The organism is Pseudomonas sp. UBA5568 (assembly GCF_002425525.1).
GTDB classification, from domain to species: domain Bacteria; phylum Pseudomonadota; class Gammaproteobacteria; order Pseudomonadales; family Pseudomonadaceae; genus Aquipseudomonas; species Aquipseudomonas fulva.
Genome location: NZ_DIMK01000042.1, coordinates 1 through 8,727 on the forward strand (window position 1 = coordinate 1; position 8,727 = coordinate 8,727).

At 66.6% G+C, this 8,727-nt stretch carries 2 protein-coding genes; both read right to left on the bottom strand.

What is annotated here, in order from left to right; all coding sequences use genetic code 11:
- Positions 1-8,430, bottom strand: an 8,430-nt coding sequence (locus B2S33_RS13315; protein ID WP_288650462.1) for a non-ribosomal peptide synthetase, incomplete at its 3' end; no start/stop codon positions are given.
- Positions 8,427-8,727, bottom strand: a 301-nt coding sequence (locus B2S33_RS13320; RefSeq protein WP_288650464.1) for a phosphopantetheine-binding protein, incomplete at its 5' end; no start/stop codon positions are given. The genes B2S33_RS13315 and B2S33_RS13320, both read right to left, overlap by 4 nt.

Below are 8,727 nucleotides of genomic sequence, written 5' to 3' on the forward strand. Positions count from 1 at the left end.
GGCGTCCTGCATCCACAGCAGACGATTGACCACGCCGGCATGCTCGTTCATCACGCCCTTGGGCAAGCCGGTCGAGCCTGAGGTATAGATGACGTACGCCAGGTGCTGCGGGGTGAGCCCCGGAACTTCCAGGTTGGTGGCAGGCAGTTCCAGGCTCAACGGCGCGTCCAGATCGATCACGACGCCGTGCTCGGGCACATGCCGGGTCGCCGCGTGCACCAGCACCGCCACCGGGTCGCTGTCGGTGAGCATGTGGCGAATACGCTCTGCCGGGTAATCCGGATCGACCGGCACATACGCGCCGCCCGCCTTCAGAATTCCGAGCAGCCCCACCATCATCGACAAACTGCGTTCAACGCAGATCGCCACGCGATCATCGGGCGTCACGCCCAGCGCGATGAGGTGGTGAGCCAGGCGATTGGCCTGGGCGTTGAGCTGCTCGAAGGTCAGCTCGCCCTCCTCGGCGCTGACGGCGACGGCCTGCGGGGTGCGCTGCGCCTGGGCCTCGACCAGCGCGTGCAGGGTACAGATAAGGTCATGGTCGGTGCCGGTCGCATTGAAGGCGTGCAGCACCCGCTCGCGTTCTTCGCCAGCCAGCAGGTCGATGTCCGCGACGATGGCCTGGTCGCTGGTCGCAAAGGCTTGCAGGACGCGCTGCAGGTAACCGGCGAAGCGTTCGATTGTGGCGCGGTTGAACAGCGCGGTGGCATACACGATGCCACCGGCAAAGCAGCCGGCCCGCTCACCCATGCTCAAGCTCAAATCGAACTTGGCCACTTCGGCCTCGGCAGCCATGGCGCTGACATGCAAGTCTGCAAACGCAGGGGCCCGATGCCCGGCGTTGGCGTCCCAGTCCAGCGTTGCCTGATACAGCGGCGTATGCCCAAGGCTTCGCCGCGGGCGCAATAGCTCCACCACCTGTTCGAACGGAACATCCTGATGGGCCTGGGCCTCCAGCACCACGGCCTTGGCCTGCGCCAGCAACGCAGATACCGGCGGGCGGCCCGACAGGTCCAGGCGCAAGGCCAGGGCATTGACGAACATGCCCACCATCCCCTGGACCTGGCTCTGCCGTCGATTGGCGACCGGCGAGCCGATGACCACATCCTGCTGCCCGGACAGGCGAGCGAGCAGCGCTGCCCACGCTGCCGTGAACAGCATGAAAGGCGTGACGCCATGGCGCGTGCACACGGCTTTGAGGGCTTCACTGGACGGCAGGTCGAGCTGGACCTGGACGCTGTCGCCCGCGTATTGCTGGCGCTCCGGACGAGGCCGGTCCCATGGCAGGCTGAGCAGCGCGGGCGAGCCGTGGAGCTGCTTGCGCCAGTAGTCGGCTTGGGCATCCAGCGCCGAACCGTTGAGCCAGCTCTGCTGCCACTGGGCATAATCGAGGTACTGCACCCTGAGCGCGGGCAGCGGGTTGGGGGCGTGCGTAGCGAAAGCCTGGTAGAGCGCCGCGAGCTCGCCGATCAGAATGCCCAGGGACCAGCCATCCGCCACCAGGTGGTGAACGACCAGTAGCAGCGCGTGGCAGTCATCACCGAGGTCCAGCACGTGAGCGCGTATCGGCAGGTCCTGGTCCAGAGCAAAGGGCCGCGCGGCCTCGGCACGGGCCCATGCTTGCAGACCAGGCGAATCCAGCCCGCAGGCCCGGTGCCACTGCACGGTGAACGCCTCTGTATCGGTTGCCAGCGCCACATACGGTTCACCGTCATGCTCATGGAATCGGCTGCGCAGGCTTTCATGACGGGCCACCAGCGCACGCAGGCTGCGCTCCAGCGCCTGACGGTGCAGGCGCCCTTCCAGGTGCAGCGCCACCGGAATGTGATAGGCAGCACTGGCTTCAGCCATCTGGGTCAGGAACCATAGGCGCTGCTGGGCCAGGGAAAGCGGCAGGCGCTCTTCACGCGGCATCGGTTCCAGGGCCGGCAAGGCCTGCACGCTGGCTTGCAAGGTGGCCGCCACTGCAGCCAGGCAGTCGTCGGCGAACAGGTCGGCCAACGCCAGTTCGCAGCCCATCTGTTCGCGTACCTGGGCCAGCATGCGCATGGCCAGCAAGGAGTGCCCGCCCTGCTCGAAGAAACGGTCCTGCCGGCCGATGGTGTTGAGCCCAAGCAGATCGGCCCAGATACGCGCCAGGTCAGCCTCATGCCCAGCCCGAGGCGCTTCGAACACCACCGTCGACAGATCCTGCAGCCCCGGGGCCGGCAGCGCCATACGATCGATCTTGCCGTTGTTGTTCAGCGGCATCCGCACCAGAGGCACGAACGCCGACGGCACCATGTAGTCGGGTAGTCGGGCGCGCAGGTAATCGCGAAGACCCGTGCCATCAAGGTCCTCGCTACGGCGTGTGTACCAGGCGACCAATCGGTGAGGCCCGTGGGCCTGCTCCATGGCCATCACCAGCACCTCGCCGATGCCGGGTGCCTGAGCCAGCACTTGCTCGATTTCGCCAGGCTCGATACGGAAACCGCGGATTTTCACCTGATCATCGTTACGCCCCAGGCATTCGAGCTGGCCGTCGGCATTCCAGCGCACCAGGTCGCCCGTGCGATAAAGACGCGCCCCCGCCTGCTGGCCGAACGGGTCTTGGACAAAGCGCTGTTCGGTCAGGTCGGGCCGATTCAGATAACCCAGGGCCACACCGTCACCGCCGACATATAATTCACCGACCACGCCCTGTGGCACCGGGCGCTGCCACGCATCCAGCACATACACCTGGGTATTGCCGATGGGGCGGCCAATGGGGACCTGGTTTGCATCCGGCGCCAGGGCCTGAACTTCGCAGGTGACGGCAAAGGTGGTGGTCTCGGTAGGGCCATAGCCATTGATCAGGCGCAGGCCAGGTGCTTGGGCCAGGAGCGCGCGGAACGCAGCCGGCTCGGCCCGCTCCCCGCCGCTGATCAGCACCCGCAGCCCGGCCAGGGCCTGGGGCATCAGCTGTACGTACTGGTTGAACAGCGCGGTGGTCAGGAACAGCACCGTGATGGCCTGGTCCTGCAGCGCGCAGGCGAAACGCTCAGGGTCGACCAGCGTGGCGTGGTCGATCACATGCACCTGGCCGCCGTTGAGCAACGCGCCCCAGACCTCGAAGGTGCTGGCATCGAACGCCGGGTTGGAGGCGAGGCCCAGGCGGTCATTGGAGCCCAGTTCGACATAGCCGTTGTCCACCACCAGGCGCACGATGCCACGGTGCGGGACGCACACGCCCTTTGGCTGACCGGTCGTGCCGGAGGTGTACATCACGTAGGCAGTGCTGTCGGCGGCCGGTGCCAGGCCCAGGTCATCACCAGACCCGTGTGCAAGCTGCAAGGTATCCAGGTCGATGCGACGTGGGCCCAGGGGTGCATTGACCGTGGCCACTGTCAGCACGAGGCTGGCCTGGCAGTCCTGGACCATGAACGCCTGGCGCTCGGCAGGTGCATGCAGGTCAAGCGGCACATAGCTGGCCGCACACTTGAGCACGGCCAACTGGGCCACCAGCAAGGAGAAGGAGCGCGGCAACAGCAGCGCCACCTGCGCATCGGGCTTGACGCCTTGGGCAATCAGGTAGCGTGCCAGGCGGTTGGCCTGCCGGTTGAGCTCGCCATAACCCAGGACGTGCTCGCCATGCACCGCGGCGATGGCGGTGGGATGCTCGGCCGCGCGTCGCTCGAACAGATGCGTCACGCTGCACGCGCGGGGACAGGCAGTGTGTGTCTGGTTAAGCGCATACAGCAGATGATCACGCTCGGACGCGTCCAACAGGTCTACCTGGGCCAACGGTTGCTGGTCATTGGCCGTCATCGCCCAGAGCAGCCGCTCGAAGTAACCCAGGTGGCGGCGCACCGTCGCCTCATCGAACAGCGCAGTGGCGTAGTCCAGGCTGCCAATCAGGCAGTCGCCCTGTTCCCCCAGGTTCAAGGTCAGGTCGAACTTGGCCACAGCGCTGGCTTGGTTGACGGCCTCCAGTTGCAAACCTGCCAGCGTCAGCGCGGCACCCTCGGTCGCCTGCCAGTTCAAGCTGACCTGGAACACGGGCGTATGGCTCAGGCTGCGCGCAGGGCGCAGCACTTCCACCACGTGTTCGAACGGCACGTCCTGGTGGGCCTGGGCCTGCAGAACCCGGTCGCGTACCTGGCCTATCAAGGCGTGCGCGGTCGGTGCTGCGCTTGGGTCGATGCGCAGGGCCAGCGTATTGACGAACAGCCCGACCAAGGGTTCGAGTTCGGCACGCCCTCGTCCTGCGACCGGGCAGCCGACCACCACTTCGGACTGGCCGGACAGGCGCGCCAGCAGTGCTGACCATGCGGCCAGCACCGTCATGTACACCGTCGCACCGTGCTGATGGGCCAAGGTGCGCAGTGCCGCCGAGAGACGCGGCGACAGGTGCACCGGCACGCTGGCACCGGCCAGGTCCTGCCGCGTCGGGCGTTGCCGGTCGGTGGGCAGGTTGATCAACGTCGGCGCGCCCTCCAGCGTCTGGTGCCAGTAATCGAGCTGCTGTTGCAGGCGTTCACCCGTCAGCCATCGACGCTGCCACACGGCGTAATCGGTGTACTGCAGGGCCAGTGCGGGCAGCGGGTCCTCCCGGCCCTCACGCAATGCGGCATAGAGCAGGTTCAACTCGTGGGTCATCACGCCCAGGGACCAGCCATCGGCCACGATATGGTGCACGGTCATGGCCAGTACGTGATGCTGCTCGTCCAAGCGCAGCACATGCGCCTGCAGAAGGGGCCCGCAGGCCAAGTCGAAGGGGATTCGGGCAAGCGCCTGAAGCCGGGCGGGCAACGCGGCGGGCGTCACTGCTTCGCGTTGCAACCAGCCTGTCTGCGGCACTGGGCAAATGACCACTTCGGCGCTGTCAGCCACGGCCTTGAACTGGCTGCGCAGCACCGGGTGGCGCTCCAGCAGGCGCAGCAGGGCTGCTTCCAGCGCATCGACATCCAACCTACCGCGCAGGCCAAGGGCCAGGGGGACGTTGTAGGCCTGGCTGCCACCCTCCAGCTGGGCCAGGAACCACAGGCGCTGCTGGGCGAAGGACATGGGCAAGGCCTGCCCTGGCGCTGCGGCCACGATAGGCGGCACCTCGCTGCGCCCAGCCTGCTCCAGGTGCCTGGCCACGCTGGTCAATTGTGCCGCGGCAAACAATGCTGCCAGGCTCAGTTCAGCCCCCAGGCGTACGCGCACTTGGGACACCATGCGCATGGCCAACAATGAATGCCCACCCAGGCGGAAGAAATCATCATGCCGCCCGACCCGCTCCACCTGCAGCAACTCGGCCCACAGTTGGGCCAGGGCCTGTTCGAGTTCACCCACCGGCGCTTCGAAACCCACCTCGAAGAGCGCTGTGCGCTCCGGTGCCGGCAGTGCGCGGCGGTCGAGCTTACCGTTGGCGGTCAGGGGCAGCGCTGGCAAGGCGACGAAGGCTACCGGCACCATGTACTCGGGCAGGTGGGCCTGCAATTGGGCGCGCAGGCCTTCAGGTTCGAGCGGGGCCACGTCGGGCCTGACCGTGTAATAAGCCACCAAGCGCGGGTGCCCCGGCTGATCTTCGCGAGCGATGACCACTGCTTCGTCGATACCTGCCAAGGCCGCCAGGCGGCTCTCGATCTCACCGGGTTCGATGCGCAAGCCGCGGATCTTGACCTGGTCATCGTTGCGACCCAGGTACTCCAGCGAGCCGTCGGCAAGCCAGCGCACCAGATCGCCCGAGCGGTACATGCGGGCACTGGCCGAGGTCGCGAACGGGTCTTGCACGAAGCGCTCTGCCGTCAGTTGCGGGCGGTTCAGGTAACCACGGGCAACCCCGGCACCCCCGATGTACAGCTCGCCAGGTACGCCCAGCGGCACCGGTTGCAGGCGCGCATCGAGCACGTACAACCGGGCGTTGTCCACCGGTTTGCCGATGTGCAAGGCGCAGCCGGCGTGCACGGCGCCGGAGCTTGCCACGACCGTGGTTTCGGTGGGGCCATAGTTGTTCACCACGGTAAAGCGTTGAGTTCGGTTGAACTGGCGCAAGCGGTCACCGCCAATCAGCAGGGTGCGCAGCGTGGGATGTTCCAGGTGATGATTGAAGGCATATTCGGCCACAGGCGTGGGCAAAAAGCTCACATCCAGCGGCTGCGCCTGCCACCAGGCGAGCATGGCGTCAAGGTCATCACTGGCGCCGCTCGTCGGGGCCAGGTGCACGGTTGCGCCGGCGCACAGTGCCGGCCAGATCTCCCAGGCCATTGCATCGAAGCCGAACCCGGCAAGGCTTGAGGTATGCCGGCCCGGGGCCAGGCCGAAAGCGCGGCAATGCCAGTCCACCAGGTTGTTCACCGTCAGGTGCTCGACCATTACCCCTTTGGGCTCACCGGTCGAGCCCGAGGTGTAGATCACATAGGCCAGGTGCCGAGGGGTGAGGGTTTTGACGACAGGATCGTCGTCCCGGGCCGGCCAGTCGGGCTGGTCCAGCAGCAGCACCGGCCGTTCGCTTCGACCGACCCGCGGCAGCAGCGCCCGTTGGGTGAGCACCGCCACCGGGGCGCTGTCTTCGAGCAGGTAGCGGACCCGCTCGTCCGGGTGGGCAGCATCGACAGGCACATAGCCTGCGCCTGCCTTGAGCACTGCCAGCAAGCCCACCAGCGTTTCCAGGCCGCGCCGGGCAAGCACCGCCACGCGGTCATCCGGTTGCACCCCCAGGGCGATCAGGTGATGCGCCAGGGCATTGGCCTGGCGGTTGAGTTGGTCGTAGCTCAACTGCCGTTCGCCAAAGGTCGCCGCCACCTCATCAGGGCTATGCTGGGCGCGCTGCTCGATACGCTGGTGCAGCGTATGCTGCTCGTCATAATCGGCGTGGGAGGCATTGAAGGTGTCCAGCAGCCATTGACGCTCGGCGACAGGCAACATGGGCAGGTCGAGTACCGCCGCCTGCGGCGCGTGCAACAGGCTCTCCAGGGTCTGCCGTAGATAGGCGCAGACACGTTGCGCCGGTACCTGGGCGTCGGCAAGCAAGGTCAGGCGCAACCCCTCACCCAGGTCGTCGATACTCAAGGTCAGCGGGTAGTTGGTGGCTTCTACCGAGTCGATGATGTCGATGCCGGCCAACGCTGCCCGGCGCGGCTCAGCCGGGCCGACAGCGCTGTGCCGGTAATTGAGCAGGCTGTTGAACAGCGGCGCAGGTGCGGCCACGCCACTGCACCGTTGGGCCAGGGCCAGTGGCGCGTGTTCATGGCGCATCAAGGCGGTCAGGCGCTTGTGGGTCGCATGGATAGCGCCTTCAAGGTTCGCCGCCGCCAGGTCCACTCGCAATGGCAAGGTGTTGATGAAGATGCCCAGGGCCCGGTCGGTGCCTTGCGCGCCGAGCAGGCGCCCCATCAGCACCGTGCCGAACACGACCTGATCGCGCCCGGTCAGCCCGCCCAGCACGCGCCCCCAGGCCAGGTGGAACAGGCTGGCAACGCTTACCCCCAGGGTGCGTGCATGGCTGCGCAATCCCTGACACAGCGCCAGCGGCAAGTCGAGTTGATGCTCCTCATGCACCGAGTCGCCACCCTGTACCTGGGCAAGCCCGTAGGCCAGGGTCGGCTCGTCGATGTCGCCCAGCATGTCGCGGAAGAAGGCTTCGTGCTCGGCCTCGCTGACCCCAAGCACGGCTTGAGCCACGTAGTCACGAAACGGTACCGCGGCCCCGAGCTGCGCGCCGTTGCCGGTCAGAAAGGCGATCAGCTCCTGCCGGACCACGTCCAGTGCACTGTGGTCCAAGGCGATGTGATGGAACTGCAAGGTGGCGTGTAACGTGCCATCTGCCTGAGCGGCCTCGCGCAGCAGGCGAATCAGGGGTGCCTGGGTCAAGTCGATCCAGTCCCGGTCGGTCGCCGGGTCCGCCTGCGTCAGCACCGCGAGCTCAGCGTGCCGCCAGACCACCTGCAGAGGTTGGGCCAAGCCTTCCCAGTGTACCGACGTGCGCAGGATGTCATGGCGGGCGATGACGCCGCGCAGCGCCTGCGCGAAGGCGTCGAAACGTGCTTGGCTGGCAAAGGCGAAGCGCGCTTGCATCACATACGGGTCGTGGCCTTCGGCGCGGGCATGGTGGAACAGCATGCCCTGCTGCAGGGGCGCCAACGGGTAGATGTCCTGCACGTTGGGCGCCCCGCCCGGGATGGCAGCGACCACCTGGTCCACGGCGGCCTGGTCCAGGGTCACCAGGTTGAGCATCGCTGCACTGATGTGCGTGCTCCCAGGTGCGATGAGGTTGGGTGGCACCGCCACCGGGCCGTGCTTGCGAGCCACGTATTCGCCGCGTTCGATCAGGCTCACCAGCGCCGGTTTGTGGGCCCGCAACTGGGCCACCAGGGCGCCGTCGGTCAGTGCCTGCCGGTTGCCCTGCACCACCAGTTGGCCATCCTTGAGCGCCAGCTGCACGTCGTGGTCGGCCAGTGTGGCCAGTAATTGGTTGATGCTCACAGGACGATCTCCATTCTGTCTGTGATGGCTGCGTAGCCTGCCAGTGTCGGTTGGTCGAACAGGGCCCGCACGTCGGCTTCAAGGCCCGCTTCGCGCAACCTTGAAGTCAGGGTGACGGCCAGCAGCGAGTGCCCGCCCAGCTCGAAGAAGTTGTCGTGCCGCCCTACCCGCTCCACCTCAAGCAGCTCGCACCACAGTGCAGCCATCAGGGTCTCGGTCGGCCCTTCGGGGGCTTCGAACGGGCGCTCCGGAAGTGCGTCGGGTTCGGGCAATGCTTTGCGGTCGAGCTTGCCGTTG